The 20059-nt window shown below is 44.7% G+C and carries 20 protein-coding genes; 14 read left to right on the forward strand and 6 right to left on the reverse strand.

Annotation, left to right across the window (positions count from 1 at the left end; translation table 11 throughout):
- Positions 1-429: 429 nt before the first annotated feature.
- The 9 genes from AB6D07_RS03470 to luxS all read left to right on the forward strand — a co-directional run bounded on the left by AB6D07_RS03470 (position 430) and on the right by luxS (position 10978).
- The gene (locus AB6D07_RS03470) at positions 430-687 is read left to right on the forward strand and encodes an oxaloacetate decarboxylase subunit gamma (protein ID WP_004741884.1); all 258 of its coding nucleotides are present in this window, start codon (positions 430-432) and stop codon (positions 685-687) included.
- Positions 688-718: 31 nt separating this feature from the next.
- Positions 719-2503: a sodium-extruding oxaloacetate decarboxylase subunit alpha gene (gene oadA / locus AB6D07_RS03475; protein ID WP_029223081.1), complete on the forward strand. Its 1785-nt coding sequence runs from the start codon at positions 719-721 to the stop codon at positions 2501-2503.
- Between the two features lie 9 nt (positions 2504-2512).
- Positions 2513-3643 carry a sodium ion-translocating decarboxylase subunit beta gene (locus AB6D07_RS03480; protein WP_017103834.1) on the forward strand — a complete coding sequence of 377 codons (1131 nt, stop codon included), beginning with the start codon at positions 2513-2515 and terminating at the stop codon, positions 3641-3643.
- Positions 3644-3816: 173 nt separating this feature from the next.
- Positions 3817-4770: an NADP-dependent oxidoreductase gene (locus AB6D07_RS03485; RefSeq protein WP_029223082.1), complete on the forward strand. Its 954-nt coding sequence runs from the start codon at positions 3817-3819 to the stop codon at positions 4768-4770.
- A 6-nt stretch (positions 4771-4776) separates the two neighbouring features.
- Positions 4777-5238: a YqaA family protein gene (locus AB6D07_RS03490; protein ID WP_017103836.1), complete on the forward strand. Its 462-nt coding sequence runs from the start codon at positions 4777-4779 to the stop codon at positions 5236-5238.
- 9 nt (positions 5239-5247) lie between these two features.
- Complete coding sequence (locus AB6D07_RS03495; RefSeq protein ID WP_017103837.1) at positions 5248-8106, forward strand: pitrilysin family protein; 2859 nt, start codon at positions 5248-5250, stop codon at positions 8104-8106.
- A 99-nt stretch (positions 8107-8205) separates the two neighbouring features.
- Positions 8206-9774, forward strand: coding sequence for a glutamate--cysteine ligase (gene gshA / locus AB6D07_RS03500; protein WP_029223083.1), 1569 nt, complete (start codon positions 8206-8208; stop codon positions 9772-9774).
- 10 nt (positions 9775-9784) lie between these two features.
- On the forward strand, positions 9785-10435 hold the full coding sequence (locus AB6D07_RS03505) for a hypothetical protein (protein ID WP_032500827.1): 651 nt from the start codon (positions 9785-9787) through the stop codon (positions 10433-10435).
- A 24-nt stretch (positions 10436-10459) separates the two neighbouring features.
- On the forward strand, positions 10460-10978 hold the full coding sequence (luxS, locus tag AB6D07_RS03510; protein ID WP_009847612.1) for an S-ribosylhomocysteine lyase: 519 nt from the start codon (positions 10460-10462) through the stop codon (positions 10976-10978).
- A 148-nt stretch (positions 10979-11126) separates the two neighbouring features.
- On the opposite strand, the gene AB6D07_RS03515 is transcribed toward luxS, so the two are convergent.
- Positions 11127-12398 carry an HlyC/CorC family transporter gene (locus AB6D07_RS03515; protein WP_009847611.1) on the reverse strand — a complete coding sequence of 424 codons (1272 nt, stop codon included), beginning with the start codon at positions 12396-12398 and terminating at the stop codon, positions 11127-11129.
- A 127-nt stretch (positions 12399-12525) separates the two neighbouring features.
- Positions 12526-13320 carry an inner membrane protein YpjD gene (locus tag AB6D07_RS03520; protein ID WP_012604751.1) on the reverse strand — a complete coding sequence of 265 codons (795 nt, stop codon included), beginning with the start codon at positions 13318-13320 and terminating at the stop codon, positions 12526-12528.
- A 200-nt stretch (positions 13321-13520) separates the two neighbouring features.
- Between AB6D07_RS03520 and ffh the strand changes: the two genes are divergently transcribed.
- From ffh to rplS, 5 genes are all read left to right on the forward strand, one after another.
- Positions 13521-14915, forward strand: a complete 1395-nt coding sequence (gene ffh, locus AB6D07_RS03525) for a signal recognition particle protein (protein WP_004735506.1) — start codon at positions 13521-13523, stop codon at positions 14913-14915.
- Positions 14916-15127: 212 nt separating this feature from the next.
- Positions 15128-15376 (forward strand): 30S ribosomal protein S16, encoded by a 249-nt coding sequence (rpsP, locus tag AB6D07_RS03530; protein WP_004735508.1) that lies wholly within the window; start codon positions 15128-15130, stop codon positions 15374-15376.
- Between the two features lie 26 nt (positions 15377-15402).
- Positions 15403-15957, forward strand: coding sequence for a ribosome maturation factor RimM (gene rimM, locus AB6D07_RS03535; RefSeq protein ID WP_009847609.1), 555 nt, complete (start codon positions 15403-15405; stop codon positions 15955-15957).
- 26 nt (positions 15958-15983) lie between these two features.
- Positions 15984-16724 (forward strand): tRNA (guanosine(37)-N1)-methyltransferase TrmD, encoded by a 741-nt coding sequence (gene trmD / locus AB6D07_RS03540; RefSeq protein ID WP_009847608.1) that lies wholly within the window; start codon positions 15984-15986, stop codon positions 16722-16724.
- 59 nt (positions 16725-16783) lie between these two features.
- Positions 16784-17137 (forward strand): 50S ribosomal protein L19, encoded by a 354-nt coding sequence (gene rplS, locus AB6D07_RS03545; protein ID WP_009847607.1) that lies wholly within the window; start codon positions 16784-16786, stop codon positions 17135-17137.
- A gap of 342 nt (positions 17138-17479) precedes the next feature.
- Here rplS and yacG read toward each other — a convergent pair whose 3' ends face one another.
- From yacG to AB6D07_RS03565, 4 genes are all read right to left on the reverse strand, one after another.
- Positions 17480-17677, reverse strand: coding sequence for a DNA gyrase inhibitor YacG (gene yacG, locus AB6D07_RS03550; protein WP_017056605.1), 198 nt, complete (start codon positions 17675-17677; stop codon positions 17480-17482).
- 80 nt (positions 17678-17757) lie between these two features.
- The gene (gene zapD / locus AB6D07_RS03555; RefSeq protein ID WP_012604748.1) at positions 17758-18498 is read right to left on the reverse strand and encodes a cell division protein ZapD; all 741 of its coding nucleotides are present in this window, start codon (positions 18496-18498) and stop codon (positions 17758-17760) included.
- 26 nt (positions 18499-18524) lie between these two features.
- On the reverse strand, positions 18525-19139 hold the full coding sequence (coaE, locus tag AB6D07_RS03560) for a dephospho-CoA kinase (RefSeq protein WP_017097339.1): 615 nt from the start codon (positions 19137-19139) through the stop codon (positions 18525-18527).
- A gap of 2 nt (positions 19140-19141) precedes the next feature.
- Entirely contained in the window at positions 19142-20011 is an 870-nt protein-coding gene (locus AB6D07_RS03565) for an A24 family peptidase (RefSeq protein ID WP_372091192.1), read from the reverse strand.
- Positions 20012-20059: the final 48 nt, after the last annotated feature.

Raw genomic sequence — 20059 nt, forward strand, 5'->3', positions numbered from 1 at the left:
AGTACCTGGCTACGAACCAGGCGGTCGGAGGTTCGAATCCTCCAGGGCGCACCACATTATTAGAGAAAGCCTCGTTTTTACGAGGCTTTTTTTATGTCCGCTATAAATTTGTTGCAATAATGTTAAATTTGTGATGTTTTTAACTTGTTGTATTTAAAGTAATTCTTGATTGCTTCTTTGTTATTCCACCTTTCTCATATCAATTCTCAGAAAAGCCCCGCTTAAGTCACAGTTTAAATATCTAAAAATGACTCATTTGACAGATTTATGTGATCTGATAGGCGAATAATTAACCTTATGTGTGCGTTATCCGTAACAGAACCTTAAACAAAATTGACAAACTTTTACCAATCGAGATAATCCATGGGTCGGGATCACTATTCGCTGAAATCCTGTACGTATGTCAGGATGACGAAGAAAGGAAGCAACATGACTAATATTGGAAGCCTGCTAGGAGATGCGGCGACTCTAATGATAACGGGGATGTCCGTTGTCTTTATTTTCTTAACTATTCTAGTTTACCTCGTTCGGTTGATGTCAAAACTGGTACCAGAAGAAGTACCGGAGCCGATCGCAGCACCTAAAAAAATTCAAAAATCACAATCAAACCCTTCAGCTGTTAGTCCACAGGTAGTGGCAGCAATTTCGGCCGCGGTTCATCAATACCGTGCGTCTACTGCTAAGTAGCATTTAAAGGATTAAAAAGGAGTTTATGAGCATGTCTAAACCACTAGCTATCACAGATGTGGTACTTCGTGACGCGCACCAGTCACTATTTGCTACACGTATGCGTATCGAAGATATGCTGCCAATTGCGGCAGAACTGGATAAAGTCGGTTACTGGTCACTTGAGACTTGGGGCGGCGCAACGTTTGATTCGTGCATCCGTTTTCTTGGAGAAGATCCGTGGGAACGTTTACGAGAGCTGAAAAAAGCGATGCCCAACACACCAATGCAGATGCTACTGCGTGGTCAAAATTTATTGGGTTACCGTCACTACGCGGATGATGTAGTAGAAAAGTTTGTTGAACGTGCCCATAGTAACGGCATGGACGTATTCCGTATTTTTGATGCGATGAATGACGTACGTAACTTTGAAACCGCAGTGAAAGCAACGATTGATGTTGGCGGCCACGCTCAAGGTACGTTGTCTTACACAACCAGTCCGGTTCACAACTCAGATACGTGGGTTGATTTGGCTAAGCGTCTAGAGGATCTAGGTTGTCATTCACTATGCATCAAAGATATGTCAGGTTTATTAAAGCCTTATGAAGCGGAAGAGCTAATCACTCGCATCAAAGCGTCTTGTGATGTGCCTCTAGCGCTGCATAGCCACGCGACAACGGGTCTATCAACCGCTACAGCCGTTAAAGCTGTTGAAGCGGGTATTGATATTCTAGACACCGCAATCTCTTCTATGAGCTGTACTTACGGCCATACACCAACCGAAACGGTTGTTGCTATGCTAGAAGGCACAGAGCGCGACACGAATCTCAAACTAGACCAAATCGAACCAATCGCGGCTTACTTCCGTGATGTACGTAAAAAGTATGCGAAATGGGAAGGCCAGCTAAAAGGTGTCGATTCTCGAATCTTGATCGCTCAAGTTCCTGGCGGCATGTTAACCAACATGGAAGGCCAGCTTAAAGAGCAAGGCGCTGCCGATCGCATGGATGAAGTTCTAGAAGAGATCCCACGCGTACGTAAAGAGTTGGGTTACATTCCTTTGGTAACACCTACTTCTCAGATTGTCGGTACTCAAGCGGTTATCAACGTTCTAACGGGTGAGCGCTACAAGAGCATCACTAAAGAGACTGCGGGTCTACTGAAAGGCGAATACGGTCAAGCTCCTGCTGAGGTTGATGCTGAACTGCAAGCGAAAGTGTTAGATGGTGCTGAGCCAATCACGTGTCGTCCTGCTGATTTACTTAAGTCTGAAATGGATACGTTAACGACTGACCTTTTAGAAAAAGCGAAATCAGATGGTATTTCACTCGCTGAAGATATCGTTGATGATGTACTGACGTACGCACTATTCCCACAAGTGGGTCTTAAGTTCCTTAAAAACCGTCACAACCCTGAAGCGTTTGAACCTGTACCAACGGCTGAAGCTGCAACTCCTGTTACGGCTGCACCACAACCTGCTGCTGGCGGCATTGAGAGCTACAGCGTGAAGGTTGATGGTCAAGTTTATGATGTTGAAGTTGGCCCACAAGGTGAACTGACATCGGTATCTCCATCAGCAAAACCTGCACAAGCGGCTCAAGCAGCACCTGCTGCGGCTTCTGATGCAGAAGCTGTTCCAGCTCCATTAGCAGGCAACATCTTTAAAGTCATCGTTCAGGCGGGTGCTGAAGTGGCCGAAGGTGATGTTCTGCTGATCCTAGAAGCGATGAAAATGGAAACGGAAGTACGAGCTGCTCGCAGTGGTATCGTTCAAGAATTGAATGTTAAAGAAGGCGATGCAGTTACTGTAGGCGCTCCACTACTAAGCTTAGCGTAAGGGAGTACCATGGAAGGATTGATGACCTTATGGTCTGAAACAGGGATTGCTAACTTTGAGTTCGGCCAGATCTGTATGATGTTGGTTGGTTGCTCACTGTTGTTTTTGGCAATTCGCAAAGGGTTTGAACCTTTACTGCTGTTACCTATTGGTTTTGGTGCTGTATTAGCCAATATTCCAAATGCTGGATTCACGGATCCCGGCGGTTTGCTTTACTACGTTTACTACATTGGTATTGAAACTGGCATTTTTCCACTGCTGATCTTTATGGGTGTTGGAGCTATGACGGACTTTGGTGCGTTGATTGCTAACCCTAAAACACTGTGGCTCGGGGCTGCTGCTCAGTTTGGTATATTCGCAACGCTATTTGGCGCGATCTTGCTGAACTATGTACCAGGAATGGAGTTCTCAATGGCAGATGCTTCGTCAATTGCGATCATTGGTGGTGCCGATGGCCCAACCGCGATCTTTTTGGCGAGCAAGCTATCTCCTGATCTATTAGGTGCGATTGCGGTAGCGGCGTATAGCTACATGGCTTTAGTTCCTATTATTCAGCCCCCAATCATGAAAGCGTTAACGTCTCCTGAAGAGCGCCAAATTAAGATGGCTCAACTTCGTCATGTAAGCAAAGCTGAGAAGACCCTTTTCCCGCTAGCTGTACTGCTGATGACGATTTTGTTCCTACCTTCAGCAACCCCTCTAGTAGGTATGTTCTGTTTGGGTAACTTAATGCGTGAAGCGGGTGTGGTTGATCGTCTTTCAAAAACAGCCCAAAACGAACTGATTAACGTTGTGACTATTTTCCTTGGCCTAGGTGTTGGCTCTAAGCTTCAAGCAGATACTTTCTTGAATTTAGAGACGCTAGGTATTTTAGGTTTAGGTGCGGTGGCGTTTAGTATTGGTACGGCTGGTGGTGTATTGATGGCGAAGCTGCTGAACCGCTTCTCGAAAGAAGACATTAACCCACTGATTGGCGCAGCTGGTGTATCAGCGGTTCCGATGGCGGCTCGTGTTGTGAATAAGGTTGGACTTGAGGCAAATCCTCAGAACTTCCTGTTGATGCATGCGATGGGTCCGAACGTAGCGGGTGTACTTGGTAGTGCCGTTGCAGCGGGTATCCTATTAGCTCTCGTAGGTTAATGAGTTACTTGGTTATGCTGCTCGTTACGTTAATTGGCCGTCAATTTACGCATGAGCGGTTAACTTCGCCTTATTAAATGGTTTATAGTCAAAGGGATGCTTTCGCATCCCTTTCTTTTTGTTAATTAGGGTGCTTACTCATCAGGGCTTCTATCAATCAAGGAAATGTGGAAATGGAAAATAAACAGATTGCGATTACTCAATTCGGCGGCGTCGAAAACCTTAGTATTCAAACCAGTGCTATTCCTGAGCCAAAGGCCGGAGAAGTGGTGGTTAAAGTTTCCTTTTCAGGCATTAATCCTATTGATGTGAAAACCCGTGCAGGCCTTGGTTGGGCGGCAGCACAAAACAAAGACAACCTTCCTTGGGTTCCTGGTTACGATATTTCAGGGCAAATTGTCACGCTAGGCGAACAGGCAGAGCGTTTTACTGTTGGTGATAACGTAGCTGGCTTTATTGGTTTTCCACTGCAAGGTGGCGGTTATAGCCAGTATGTGTGTGTTCCAGAAGTCGCATTAAGTATGGTCCCAGACTCGGTTGCGTTAGAAGCGGCTGCAGCTTTACCACTCGCTAGCCAAACCGCAGCACAAGCGCTTAACAAAGCGGAAGTGAAAGAGGGCGATCGCGTACTCATCTTAGCGGGCGCCGGCGGCGTTGGTCATCTTGCGGTTCAAATCGCAGTGGCTGCAAAAGCTGAGGTTTACACGACCTGCAGTGAAGCCAACCTTGATTACCTTGCTACGTTAGGCGCTCATGCTATTAACTATCAATTTGCGCCAGCATCGGAAAGAGTCTCTGATGTTGATGTACTGATTGATTTAGTGGGTGGTGATACCGCGCTTGATGCGTTGAAGTGTTTGAAAGATGGTGCGAGAGTGGTAACGGTGCCTACGCTGTCTGCTGAATTAATTTGCGAGAAAGCGACATTATTGGGTTTCACCGCTTCAGGTATGCTCGTTGAGCCAAATCCAGAGCAAATGGACACTATGCTTTACATGGTTAGCGTAGGATTGCTCAAAACAGAAATTCAAACTATCTACCCGTTAGATGAAGCACAGTCGGCGCATCTACAAGTAGAAACCGGACACACCAGAGGCAAGGTACTACTTAAAATGCAAGAAGGTTGATATGCAGTGCTAGAGTTCTTTAATTCTCTTTTTGAAAACATAGCGTTGTGGTTTTCTGACTCGGCGCTGTGGGTGCTCTTCATTAGTGGCTTCTTGAGTGCCACATTGTTACCAGGGGGCTCAGAAGCAAGCCTTGTGGCAGCATTGAGCTTAGATCAGTTCTCAACATCATCTATTATTCTTCTGGCGACACTCGGTAATACTTTAGGCGGGCTGACCAACTATTGGATTGGTTTGTGGCTGCCTAATCGAACTCAATCTGAAAAGCATGGTCATAAGGCTATGGCTTGGCTGAGCCGCTATGGCTATTGGACACTGTTATTCAGTTGGTTGCCGATCATTGGTGACCCTTTGTGCTTGGCCGCGGGTTGGTTAAGAATGAAATTTATTCCTAGCGTTATTTTGATAGCGATTGGCAAAGCCGCTCGCTACAGCTTACTTTCTGCTATCTACTTCGGTTTTTTCTAAGGAGAACCTATGAAAAAGGTTTTACTTGGTACATTTTCTCTTATCGCCATTGCAGGCTGTTCTTACAATGTACCTAGCTCAACTCCCTTCTTTTCCTCGTTACCTGAAGGTGTCACTCTGTTAGAAGAGGTTAAGCCTTCTAAAGATAAAGTGGTGATCCCTTACACCAAATATCAGCTTGAAAACGGCCTGACAGTTATTCTTTCCCCTGATGATTCTGATCCTCTTGTGCATGTGGATGTGACCTATCATGTCGGCTCAGCTCGTGAAGAAATAGGCAAATCGGGCTTTGCTCATTTCTTCGAACACATGATGTTCCAAGGCTCTGAGAACGTCGGTGACCAGCAGCACTTTAAGATCATTACCGAGGCGGGTGGCTCGTTAAACGGCACCACCAACCGTGATCGTACTAACTACTTTGAAACCGTTCCATCTAACCAGCTTGAGAAAATGTTGTGGTTAGAATCAGACAGAATGGGTTTTTTATTGGATGCGGTTTCTCAGAAGAAATTCGAAGTTCAAAGAGGCACGGTTAAAAACGAACGTGCTCAAAGTTATGAAAACCGTCCTTATGGCTTGATGTGGGAACGCATGGGTGAAGCGCTTTACCCTGAAGGTCACCCTTACTCATGGCAACCAATCGGTTATGTGGAAGATCTAGACCGTGTTGATGTGAATGACCTTAAGGCGTTCTTCCTACGTTGGTACGGCCCAAATAATGCGGTACTGACTATCGGTGGTGATATCGACGTTGATGACACGCTAGAGTGGGTTAATCAGTACTTTGGGCCAATCCCTCAAGGTCCGGAAGTTAAGGCTGCTGAGAAGCAACCAGCTCTTCTAACAGAAGATAAGTACATCACGTTAGAAGACAACGTTCGTCAGCCGATGGTGCTTGTTGGTTGGCCAACAACCTACCGCGGTGAAGATACGCAAGCTTCACTGAATGCGCTGTCTAACGTGTTAGGTTCAGGGACCAACAGTTATCTGTACCAAAACCTCGTAAAAACGCAAAAAGCGGTGAGTGCAGGCTCTTTCCACGATTGTGCTGAGCTCGCTTGTACTATGTATGTCTATGCGATGGGTGACTCAGGTGAAAAGGGGGATTTGACGGTTCTAAATAAAGAACTGATGGGAACCCTAGAACAATTTTCGAAAGGCGGTGTGGAACAAGATCGTCTAGATCAAATTACCGGCATGGCTGAAGCGAATGCGGTGTTTGCACTTCAAAGTGTTAGGGGCAAGGTTTCACAGCTCGCGTCAAATCAAACCTTCTATGGCCAGCCTGATCGTATTGAATCACAACTCGATCAAATCCGAGCTGTTACCCCTGAAAGCGTAAGCAAGGCGTATCAAGATTTTATCGAAGGTAAGCACAAGGTTACCTTGAGTGTGGTTCCTAAGAAAAAACTCGACTTAGCGGTTCGCGAGGCTACATTTAGCACTCCTGCTCGTACCCTTCCTGAATACAGCAAAGTGACAGAAGAACAATTGGATTTCAGAAAGGCACCGAACACATTTGATCGCAGCGTGATGCCTGAAGTGAACTTTGGTGTTGAAGCGACCATGCCTGAGCTGTATCGCATGCATTTTGCTAATGGTACTGACTTGATTGGTACTATGACTAGCGAAACGCCGACAGTGCAGCTACAAATTCAACTCCCTGCGGGTGAGCGCTATGTTGGTAAAGGTCAAGAGGGTTTGGCGAACCTAACTGCATCGATGATGGAAGAGGGTTCGACTAAACGAATGGTTGAAGAGTTGCAGGCTACCTTAGATAAGCTTGGTAGTAGCGTTAGCATTAGTGCTGGCAGCTATACCACAGATATTTCAGTCTCGACGTTAGAGAAAAACCTGCCTCAAACCTTAGCGATCGTGCAAGAAGTTCTATTTGAGCCTAAGTTTGATGTTCAAGATTTCGAACGCGTTAAGAGTCAGATGTTAGAAGGCGTAGTGTATCAGCATCAACAACCGAGCTGGATGGCTTCTCAAGCAACCCGAGAAGTGTTGTTCGGTAGCAGTATTTTTGGTCGAGCGAGTGATGGCACCAAGGACTCTCTAGAATCGTTAACTCTAGACGATGTAAAACTGTTTTACAGTCAGCACTATACTCCTGAGGGAGCTAATATTGTTATTGTAGGGGACATCTCGAAGGAGGAGGTTGGAAAGCAGCTTCAGTTCTTTGAAGAATGGCAAGGTGACGCTGCACCACTCACTCGTCCACAGATCATCAAGGAGCTTTCGGGGCAGAACTTGTACTTAGTGGATAAGCCGGGAGCACCACAAAGTATTGTACGCTTAGTTCGTAAAGGGTTACCGTTTGATGCGACCGGTGAATTGTATTTAAGTCAATTGGCTAACTTTAATTTAGCCGGTAACTTCAATAGCCGTATCAACCAGAACCTGCGTGAAGACAAAGCCTACACTTACGGTGCAAGCGGTTACTTTGCGAGTACGCGTGAAACTGGTGCGGTAGTGTTTAGTGCTCAAGTTAGAGCCAATGCGACGGTTCCATCGATTCAAGAGTTTATTGCTGAGCTAAATGAATTTAGTCAGAGTGGATTAACTGACGAAGAGGTGAAATTTATGCGCCTTGCCGTCGGTCAACAAGATGCGCTTAAATACGAAACACCAAGTCAAAAGGCTGGATTGTTGAGTAATATTGTTACGCTGAGCCTTGATGAAGACTACCTACAGCAGCGCAACCAGATAGTAGAAACGGTTTCAAAAGAGACTTTAAATGAGCTCTCGAAGAAATGGTTTGACCCGAATGATTATCAAATAATTGTTGTTGGTGACGCGACTTCGCTGCGCCCTCAATTAGAAAAGTTAGATATTCCAATAGAAGAGCTTGAAATCATTCGTTAGAGTACACATTAAAGGGGGAGGGAAGAGATTCTACTTTTCTCCTCCAACCTAATTTATGATAGTTCTAATAAGAACAATATAAGATAAGTGAACAGAATTTTGACTGATTTTGCTGCGCGACTAAAGCAAGTTGCAACCAACCCTAAGACCTTCTCTCAATTTGGTCGTGGTGTTGAAAGGGAAACATTGCGCTACACGGAAGATGGGCATCTTGCTACTGGGCCGCACCCTAAGGCTTTAGGATCTGCGTTGATGAACGAATGGGTAACGACCGATTTCTCTGAGTCGCTACTGGAGTTTATCACGCCTGTTTCTAACGACGTTCCGACGCTTTTGAATCAGTTGTCTGATATCCATCACTTCACTCAAACCAAGTTAGACGGCGAAAAGCTGTGGCCACTCTCTATGCCTTGTTATGTGGGGAGTGAAGATTACATTCAGCTTGCGCAATACGGTACTTCTAACAACGGTAAGATGAAGACGCTATATCGTGAAGGCCTAAAGCGTCGCTACGGTAGTCTGATGCAGATTATTTCGGGTGTTCACTTCAACTTCTCTTTCCCAGAAAGCTTTTGGGACAGTCTGTTTGGAGAGCAAACCGAAGAAGCGCGTTGCGAAGCTAAATCAGATGCGTACTTCGGTTTGATTCGTAATTACTACCGCTTTGGTTGGTTAATCCCATACTTCTTCGGTGCTTCACCTGCGCTATGTTCTTCTTTTATCAAAGGAAGAGAAACCAACCTACCTTTTGAAAAGGTTGGAGAAACACTGTATCTACCCAAAGCAACGGCATTGCGCTTAAGTGACCTTGGTTACACCAACAGTGCGCAAAGTGTACTGAAGATTGGCTTCAACAGCCTAGACCAATACCTTGAAGGTTTGAATCAAGCGATTCGCACACCATCAGAAGAATTCGCTGAGATTGGCACTAAGGTTGATGGGGAATACCGTCAACTAAATAGCAACGTACTGCAAATTGAGAATGAGCTTTATGCTCCAATCCGTCCTAAGCGTGTGGCGAAAAGTGGTGAGAAACCATCTGAAGCACTGGCTCGTGCTGGCGTTGAGTACATCGAGGTTCGCTCTTTAGACGTAAACCCATTCAGTTCAATTGGTATCAATGAACAGCAAGTTCGCTTCTTAGATTTATTCCTAACGTGGAGCGTGTTATCAGACTCTGCTGAGATGGATAACTGCGAACTTGAATGCTGGCGCGATAACTGGAACAAGGTGATCTTAGAAGGTCGTCAGGTTGGTTTAGAGCTCAAGATTGGTTGTGATGGAGAAAGACTGTCTCTGCAAGACTGGGCTAAAAATGTATTCAAAGATCTTCGAGTTATCGCTGAGTTGATGGATGCTGAGCAAGGTGGTCGTGCATACCAAGAAACGTGCGATACGCTTGAAGCCTGGATTGATAACCCAGAGTTGACCATTTCTGGCCAGTTATTAGAAGAGACCAAGAAATTGGGTGGTTTGGGTAAAGTGGGTTGCGCGTTAGGTAAAACGTACGCTCAGCAACACAAAGCGCACCAATACAAAGTATATTCAGCTGAGTTGATGGAAGCAGAAGTTCAACGCTCTGTGACTGCTCAGCAACAAAGTGAAGAAGCAAGCACTCAAGATTTTGATAGCTTCTTAGCGGATTATTTTTCGTATTTAAAAGCATAGCGAGACTTTGGTGGAAAGGAAGCAAGCCTTATTAGGTCAGCCTACTCGAGTGAGTAGTAAATGGTTACCTGTAGCAACTGTTGGTGTTGTCTCTAGCATGTTGGTTGGATGTGCAACGCCACCGCCAAAGCAGCAAGATAATTTGTGTAGCATCTTTCGAGAGCACCCTTCATGGTATGAAGATGCCTTGGATATGCAGGAAGAGTGGGGCACGCCGATTAACGTTGCGATGGCTTTTGTGAAACAAGAGAGTAGCTATCGTCATGATGCGCGCCCACCTAAAGATTACATTCTTGGCTTTATACCGTGGGGAAGAGTCAGTAGTGCCTACGGTTATGCACAAGCTCAAGATCCTGCTTGGGAAGATTTCCAAAAGGCGACCAATAACGGTGGCTCAAGAACCAATTTTGATGATGCATTAATGTTCATTGGTTGGTACACCAGCGAGACGCGCCGCCAGTTAGGAATCTCATTATGGGACCCGTATAACCAATATCTGGCTTATCATGAAGGCCGTGGTGGCTATAAGCGCAAATCATACAACAGCAAACCATCGTTGATTAAGGTGGCTCGCAAAGTCGAACAGCAAGCAAAAGATTATGGATGGCAACTTAAACAGTGCCGAAAAGAACTAGAAGACAATCGAAGTTGGTTTTTTTAAAGCCAATCGTCATGGAGAATAGCAATGCCTTTATTAGATAGTTTTACTGTTGATCACACGCGCATGAACGCACCTGCAGTTCGTGTTGCTAAAACAATGCAAACCCCAAAAGGGGATACCATTACGGTATTTGACCTGCGTTTTACTGCGCCAAACAAAGATATCCTATCTGAGAGAGGTATTCATACTCTCGAGCACCTATACGCTGGGTTCATGCGTGCTCACCTCAATGGCTCTGCGGTTGAGATCATTGATATTTCGCCTATGGGTTGTCGTACCGGTTTCTATATGAGCTTGATTGGTACGCCTTCAGAGCAGCAAGTGGCTGAAGCTTGGTTAGCGGCTATGCAAGACGTACTGAAAGTTGAGAACCAGAATAAGATCCCTGAGTTGAACGAATACCAGTGTGGTACTGCGGCAATGCATTCCTTAGATGAAGCTAAAGAGATTGCGAATGCAATCATCGCTACCGGTATTTCAGTAAACAAAAATGATGAACTGGCATTGCCAGAGTCGATGCTTCAAGAGCTTAAAATCGACTAATCACTTTTCTTTACTTTAGATGCGCTTCACTCTAGATACATTTCAATCTAGAGGCAGAGCGAGTTAGATACTAAAAGGCCCGGTTCAATGAACCGGGCCTTTTGTTGTAGAGGGACTTAGTTGGTAACTATCATATAATGAGTCGCCTCTATCCGTTTACGATCTGCGGAAACACACGCACCAGCTTGATGCGATTCTCTTCGAGCTCAACAATTTCCATTGGATGGCTGGCAACCTGAACACTCAGGTGACTCTCTGGAATATCTTCAAGATGCTCCAGTATCAAACCATTAAGTGTTCTTGGTCCATCGGTAGGTAGTGCCCACTGCAAACCTTTATTTATATCTCGGATATTAGCGCTGCCTTCAATCAAGAAGCTACCATCGCTTTGCGGTGTGATCTCTTCAGATAAACTTGGTGCGATTGAAGTAGTAAATTCACCCACGATCTCTTCGAGAATATCTTCGAGGGTAACCAAACCGTTAATATCGCCATACTCATCAACAATCAAACCGATACGTTGTTTGTTGCGTTGGAATTTAAGCAGTTGGGTATTAAGCGGTGTCGCTTCCGGAATAAAGTAGATCTCATCTGCAGCACGCAGCAGGGTCTCTTTATTGAATTCGTTCTTTTCGAGCATCAAGCGATAAGCTTCACGTAGCCTCAGCATGCCAACCACTTCATCTATCTGATCACGGTACAACACGATGCGACCATGAGGTGAATGAGTGAGCTGACGCACGATCGATTTCCAATCATCATTGATGTCGATGCCAGTGATCTCGTTACGTGGCACCATTATGTCATTTACGGTGACGTGTTCTAAATCGAGAATAGACACCAACATATCTTGGTGGCGCTGTGGTATTAGGCTACCCGCTTCATTTACTACGGTTCTGAGTTCTTCTGAGCTTAGATGATCGGTTGCATCATGGTTAGCTTTAACGCCTAAGATACGAATGAAGCCATTGGTAATAAAGTTGACCAAGATAACCAATGGAGATAGCACCTTCATCAGTATTATTAATAGAATACTGCTGGCGTAAGAAACTCGTTCAGGGAAAAGAGAAGCGATCGTTTTTGGTGTAACCTCAGCAAACACGAGGATCACTAGGGTCAGGGCTCCGGTTGCGATTGCAACGCCGATATCTCCGTAGATACGCATACCAAGAATAGTCGCGATCGCGGATGCAAGAATATTGACGAGATTGTTGCCGATGAGAATAAGGCCAATCAATCTGTCTGGGCGACTTAGAAGTTTTTCTACGCGTTTGGCACCTTTATGACCCGTATTGGCCAAGTGCTTTAAACGGTAGCGGTTCAAGGACATCATGCCCGTTTCGGAACCAGAGAAATAACCAGAAATTACAATGAGACACGCGAGTAGCGCAAATAAGATACCCGTTGATATGTCGTCCAAAACTATTCTTTTCCTTTTTGTGTATCTTGATTAATTTATGACCGAACATGGTCGAGATGTCAATTGAATGTATCGTACTCAATATTTTAAAGGCAAGGTGTGTGAGACCTTGCCGTCATTATACAGACTAATTCAGGATTATTTCCTGAACGAAGCGGCTACCGAAGTAAGCTAATGTGAGCATGGTGGCACCCGCAAGGGCAAACCATGTGACTTTTTGTCCACGCCAACCTTTCTGATAGTGACCCCAAAGAAGGATGGAATAGATAACCCAAGCTATAAAAGACAATACTGCTTTATGTGCTTTACCTTGAGCAAACATATCTTGTACGAAGATAAGTCCAGTTAATAAAGTACCTGTTAACAAACCATTACCGATTAAAATGATCTTGAAAAGCTGTCTTTCCACCATCATTAAAGGAGGTAGGTTAGGGTTTATTACTAAGGCTTTTTTCTTTTTAAGTTTGTGATCTAGCCACGCGAGTTGCATAGCGTAGAGCGCACCGATGGTAAGTGTCGCGTATGAGAACAGAGCCAAAGAGATGTGCACAAGCAGCTTTGGGTCATTCTCTAAGTGTTTGATGAAGGTGCTAGGAAGAAAAGTGGCAGCCATTAGATTTAGAGCAGCGAAGCTATAAACAACAGGTAAGATGAACCACAAACGTGTTTTGAGCATAGCACCGCTCATGACCACAGATATGATTAAACTGATTAAAGAAGCAACGTTTAAGATACTGAGGTTTTGACCACTGGCATTAAAGATTAAATCGCCAAGCAACCAAGCATGGAAAGCTAAAGCAAGTAATGCGCTGATAAACACCGTTTTTACACGGATTCCTGTTTGGTGCACGAGACCTGGAATGATCGTGAAAATCGCCATTGTATAAAGAAAGGCTGCTGCGATCGCAATAAGACTGTCCATGGTATCCATTTAAATGATTACTAATTGGCGAATTATACCTCGCATCGCTCTTTGGGGCTATGGTGAACCTCATTCAATTCCAAGTGAATAATGTCTCACATCACATGCGTGGATGATTAACGCTCCACAACGGGTATGACTCTAATCCGCGCTAATGTATACTCACAGTAATAGTCGCAGTTTTGAGCGAAGAGAAAACTATGTTTGATAATTTAACGGATCGTCTATCCAAAACGCTGAAAAACATCAGCGGTAAAGGTCGCCTGACCGAAGACAATATTAAAGAGACGCTGCGTGAAGTACGTATGGCGCTACTTGAAGCCGACGTTGCACTGCCAGTTGTCCGCGATTTTGTTAAGCGCGTAAAAGAAGGCGCTGTGGGTGTCGAGGTTTCTAAATCTCTAACACCTGGTCAAGAATTCATTAAGATCGTTCAAGCTGAACTTGAAGCTGTGATGGGAGAGTCTAACGAGGCTCTTGACCTAGCAGCACAACCGCCAGCAGTTATCTTAATGGCGGGTCTACAAGGTGCGGGTAAAACCACATCGGTAGGTAAGCTATCTAAGCTCCTGACTGAGCGTGATAAGAAGAAAGTTTTGGTTGTGTCTGCCGACGTTTACCGTCCAGCCGCGATCAAACAGCTTGAAACCTTAGCAAGCGATGTGGGTGTCGACTTCTTCCCATCTTCAGCTGACCAAAAGCCTCTTGATATTGCAAACGCTGCAATCGACCACGCGAAGAAGAAATTCTACGACGTGCTAATTGTCGATACTGCCGGTCGTTTGGCTATCGATGAAGAGATGATGGGTGAAATTAAAGAGCTTCATACTGCCATTAAACCAGTAGAGACGCTGTTCGTTGTTGATGCTATGACAGGTCAAGATGCTGCGAATACTGCAAAAGCCTTTGGCGATACGCTACCACTAACCGGTGTTATCTTAACGAAAGTGGATGGTGACGCGCGTGGTGGTGCTGCACTGTCTGTTCGTCACATCACAGGTAAGCCGATTAAATTCTTAGGTGTTGGTGAGAAAACTGACGCACTAGAACCATTCCACCCAGATCGTGTTGCTTCTCGTATCCTAGGTATGGGCGACGTACTGTCTCTTATTGAAGACCTACAGAAAAACGTTGATACCGAGAAAGCAGAGAAACTTGCTAAGAAGTTCAAAGAGAAGAAAGGCTTTGACCTTGAAGACTTCCGTGAGCAACTTGGTCAGATGAAAAACATGGGCGGCATGATGGGCATGATGGATAAGCTTCCAGGCATGTCTCAGCTACCAGACAACGTTAAAGATAAAGTTGATGACAAGATGTTCAAGCAAATGGAAGCGATCATCAACTCTATGACAATGAAAGAGCGTCAGCGCCCAGACCTAATCAAAGGCTCACGCAAAAAGCGTATTGCTGCAGGTTCTGGTACGCAAGTACAAGATGTAAACCGTATGCTTAAACAGTTCACTCAAATGCAGAAGATGATGAAGAAAATGCAGAAAGGTGGAATGAAAGGCATGATGCGCAACATGCAAGGCATGATGGGCGGCGGTGGAGGTATGGGCGGAATGGGTGGTGGTTTTAACCCGTTTGGCCGATAATCTACAAATGTAAGCTTTAGCTACGTTACTTTTCATAGTGTTAGCCGTGTCACAGAAAGTGAGCGGTGGCTATGTTGGTGAAAAAATAGCTAAAGCCCTTGCATTGCCCCGGAATAAGAGTAAAATTCCGGGGCTTTAATTTGGCACGAGACCCCAAGCTATTTACTTATACTTGGGGTTAATTATTTTATTAAGAAAGCAAAGAGGACGACATGGTAACCATTCGTTTGGCACGTCACGGTGCAAAGAAGCGCCCATTTTATCAAATCGTAGTTGCGGATAGCCGTAACTCTGTAACTGGCCGTTTCATCGAGAAAGTAGGTTTCTTTAACCCTACTGCTCAAGGTCAAGAAGAAGGTCTACGTCTAGACCTAGATCGTGTTAACCACTGGGTTGGTCAAGGCGCATCTCTATCTGACCGCGTAGCTAAGCTAGTTAAAGACGCTCAAAAAGCGGCTTAATTCTTTTTTAAAAAGAGAAATAGCTTATGTCGATGAAGGGTAAAGAAACGATGAGCGAGCAAAACGAAAGAATTGTTATGGGTAAACTTGGGTCTACCTATGGTATTCGTGGCTGGCTTAAAGTGTTCTCCTACACAGACAATGCTGAAAGCATATTTGATTACAGTCCTTGGTATTTAAAGCTAAAGGGCGAGTGGGTTGAGTATAAAGTTGAAAGCTGGAAACGTCATGGTCAAGGCTATGTATGTAAGCTAGCGGGATTAGATGTACGTGAAGACGCGCAACTGATGACCAACTTTGAAATTGCTATTGACCCTGCTTCATTACCTGAATTGTCAGAAGATGAATTCTACTGGCGCGAATTGTTCGGTATGCAAGTTTTTACCACTAAAGGTTACAACCTTGGTGAGGTCACTGACCTATTAGAAACTGGCTCGAACGATGTTCTAGTAATCAAAGCAAATCTTAAAGATGCTTTTGGCCAAAAGGAACGGTTAATCCCGTACCTTGAAGAGCAAGTGATCAAGAAAGTTGATCGCGAAGCTCGCCGGATCGAAGTTGACTGGGATCCTGGATTCTAACTCCAAATTACAGAGCGAGAGAACACATGTGGGTTGGCATTATTAGCCTTTTTCCTGAAATGTTCCGTTCTGTTACTGATTTTGGAGTAACAGGTCAAGCGGTTAAAAAAGGTCTTTTATCTATTGAGACATGGAATCCTCGTGATTTCACTCATGATAAACATCGCACTGTTGATGACAGACCTTACGGTGGTGGTCCTGGCATGTTAATGATGGTTCAGCCTTTGCGCGATGCTATCCAAACAGCCAAACAGGCAGCACCGGGAAAGACGAAGGTTATTTACCTTTCACCTCAAGGTCGTAAGCTCGACCAACAAGGTGTTGAAGAGCTGGCAACAAACGAGAACTTGCTTCTTATTTGTGGTCGCTATGAAGGGGTAGATGAGCGCATCATTCAATCTGAAGTCGACGAAGAATGGTCGATTGGAGATTTTGTGATGACGGGTGGCGAGCTGCCAGCCATGACGTTGATTGATTCAGTCTCTCGGTTTGTTCCGGGTGTACTTGGAGATTTCGCATCAGCAGAAGAAGATTCTTTTGCAAATGGTTTACTAGATTGTCCCCATTATACGCGCCCTGAGGTGCTAGACGATAAAGATGTGCCATCGGTACTCAAGTCTGGAAACCATAAGGACATTCGTCGCTGGCGATTGAAACAATCGTTGGGCCGAACTTGGCTAAGAAGACCAGAACTCCTGGAAAACCTAGCTCTGACTGACGAACAGGAACAATTACTGGCTGAATTCATTAAAGAGCAACGCTCTTAACGAAAAGCAAGCAGTAACCTATTAAATTTAGTATCAGTTTATTCTAGGAATTTATACAAATGAGCAACATCATCAAGGCTCTTGAAGAAGAGCAACTAAAATCAGACCTTCCTAAATTCGCACCAGGTGACACTGTTGTAGTTAAGGTTAAGGTAAAAGAAGGTGACCGTGAGCGTCTACAGGCTTTCGAAGGCGTTGTAATCGCTATTCGTAACCGTGGTCTACACTCTGCATTCACAGTTCGTAAGATCTCGAACGGTGAAGGCGTAGAGCGTGCGTTCCAAACTCACTCTCCAATGGTTGATAGCATCGAAGTTAAACGCCGTGGTGCAGTACGTCGTGCCAAGTTGTACTACCTACGTGAGCGTTCTGGTAAGTCAGCTCGTATTAAAGAGAAGCTTACTAAGAAGTAATTCTTTTTGCATTCTATCGATAAAAGCGGAGCCATTTGGCTCCGCTTTTTTGTGTCTGCTATTTAGAGTCTCACAGGTAAGAGATCTCCAACTTGCTCGTTCCTCACTCTTGAGGATGACGAATGACAAGCCTTGATACCTTGATACCTTGATAGGCTGTCGAACCGCTGAGGGAGTTTTTGAATCAACCAGAGCTGTCATTCCCTAGACTGACGAAGGAAGGAGTAGGGAATCCCCATTAGTGCCGTGTTATAGGCAATAAAAAAGGATTGCCGTAAAACGCCAACCCTTCAAAATTTACTCGCTACTCGCTACTCGCTACTCGCTACTCGCTACTCGCGCCTAGTGTGGGTCTTCCGACCAACCATCGCTATCCGACATGTCTGGAGCACCAGCGATGCTGTTCTCTTCGTCAGCCCATTCCCCGAAATCAATCATCTGACATTGCTTGCTGCAAAACGGGCGGTGCGGGCTTTGTTCGCCCCATTCAACGTCAGTGTTACATTGAGGGCATTTAACGATGGTGATTTTCTTCGACATAGTGATTCTTAATTTGAAGGTGTAATAATAGTGAGTTTAGGCTCGAGTGAGGACTCAAGCCAAACAATAAAGGAAATGAATTAGCTGCAGATAGCCAACTCAAATTCAATATCTTGAGTACAGGCTTGCCCAGTTTCAAAGCTCATAAATTTAATAGCGAAACGGTTTTTATGTCCCGAGATCATCGGGTAGGCACCGTATTGCATTGGAATTGAAAGGCGAAGGATATTCGCTTCATCAGCATCGCTTTGGAAGAAACCTGTACGAGCGATCTGATCCTTAAAGTGACCAGTCTCTCTGGTGAGCTTCAACCATAGTGTTAGTGCTTCATACAGAGGCTGTAGGCTATCCATCCATGTCTCAGCATCTCTAACTCTCTTATCAAGAGGAAGATGAAGCCAATAATGTAGAGCCGGTAAATCAAAGCAACACGAGCCACCTGGCAAGTTAAAGCGTTGACGAATGGCGCTAAGGAAGCGGTCCTCTTTTAATGATTGTCCAAAACGTTCCGCCTGCATCAGTTCACGATAGATATGACTAATATCATTGAGCAATGATGTCAGCATCTCTTGATCGACACCTTCAACATCTAACCAACTTTTATAGGTTACACGCTGTTTCTCAATATCTTTTGCGAGTTCGCTCTTAAGTTGTATCTGTTCGAATATTTCAATCAGATCAAAGATAGAACGGAAAAAGAGTTGATACTGTTGAGCATCGGAAAATGCAGAAGACAAGTGTAACTGCCTCAAGAGTGATTCAACTCTTAAGTAGATGCGTGTTTTCTCATTTAGAGGATGTTCAAATTTATGGGTGATCATCGAGCAAACCTTCATTCAACATTATTCTATTCTGACCCATCTACTGCACTGATTGCCAGATACTTTTGATGTAAATCTGTGATTTGAGGCAAAAGTTCTTGGTTTTTAGTATGGTTTTTAATCACGTCATCTGCAACTGCTAAGCGCTGTTCTCTTGATGCCTGTGATTTTAAAATTGATTTAACTTGTTCCCTAGAAACATTATCGCGACTCATCGTACGTTCTATTTGCACTTCTACCGGCACATCAACGATTAATACGCGATCGGTCATGCCTTGCATTTGGTTTTCAACCAATAGCGGTGCGACTAATAAACCATATGGGGATGTGATTTTAGACAGGTCACTGTCAATTTTGTCGCGGATCATAGGGTGAAGCAGTTCATTGAGCCATTGTTTCTCTGTGGGATCAGAAAAGATCACTTCGCGCAGTTTAGCTCGGTTTAGCGCCCCATCTTCGAGCAATACCTCTTCACCAAAATGAGTCGCAATCTGTTTTAGACCTTCACTGCCCAACGCCACCACTTCACGTGCCACGATATCAGCATCGACAATATCAATGTGAAAATGTTCGCTGAAGAGATTAGCTACCGTCGTTTTACCACTGGCGATCCCACCGCTTAATCCGATAATGATTGCCATGATTAAATCCCTAGTACAGAAGTGAAATACCAACCCATGATGTCATTGCCCCACATCAAACTTACCCAACCCGCAATCGCCAGGTAAGGTCCAAATGGGAACGCTTTATCTATGCCTTGCTGTTTCAAGCGAAGTTGAATCAAGCCGAAAACCAAACCAACCAGCGACGACAAAAGAATGATCATTGGTAGGTGTTGCCAGCTAAGCCATGCACCTAATGCGGCTAGGAGTTTGAAGTCTCCATATCCCATGCCTTCTTTGCCTGTTAGTAGCTTGAACAACCAATAAACAGACCACAAAGCTAAGTAGCCGGCCATTGCGCCAACTACGGAATCTTGAAGCGATACTGGGCTGATGTTAAACAGTGCTAACGCGATACCAGACCAAACCAAAGGTAAGGTGATTTGATCAGGTAACAGCATGGTATCTAGGTCGATAAAGGTTGCGGCAATCAATGCAAAGGTGAAAAAAATCAAAGCAATGGCGTAGTAATTGAAACCGTAGTGGCTAGCCACTACGGTGCATAGTATTGCAGTCAGCAGTTCGACCAATGGATAGCGAGCACTGATTGGGTTAGCACAGCTATGACACTTACCTTTCAAGAACAACCAGCTTAATACTGGAACATTGTCGACGATTCTTAATTGGGTTTTACATTTCGGGCAAGCCGAACGAGGGATACTGAGATTGAACTTCCCCTCTGGCGCTGGAATTTTATATTGAGAGAAATACTCCGAGCACTCTTGTTGCCACTCTCGTTCCATCATAATCGGTAAACGGTGTATGACTACGTTGAGGAAACTGCCAATAAGAAGGCTAAAAATGAAAGCTAATACGGGGAATAGCCAAGGATAGTAGTGAAATACTTCCATAGTGTCCTTTACCACTTAATCAATACAAGCAGTGGTTCTCTGCTTGAG

The sequence above is a fragment of the Vibrio sp. 10N.239.312.C11 genome (genome assembly GCF_041466065.1).
In the GTDB taxonomy this organism is placed as follows: domain Bacteria; phylum Pseudomonadota; class Gammaproteobacteria; order Enterobacterales; family Vibrionaceae; genus Vibrio; species Vibrio tasmaniensis_A.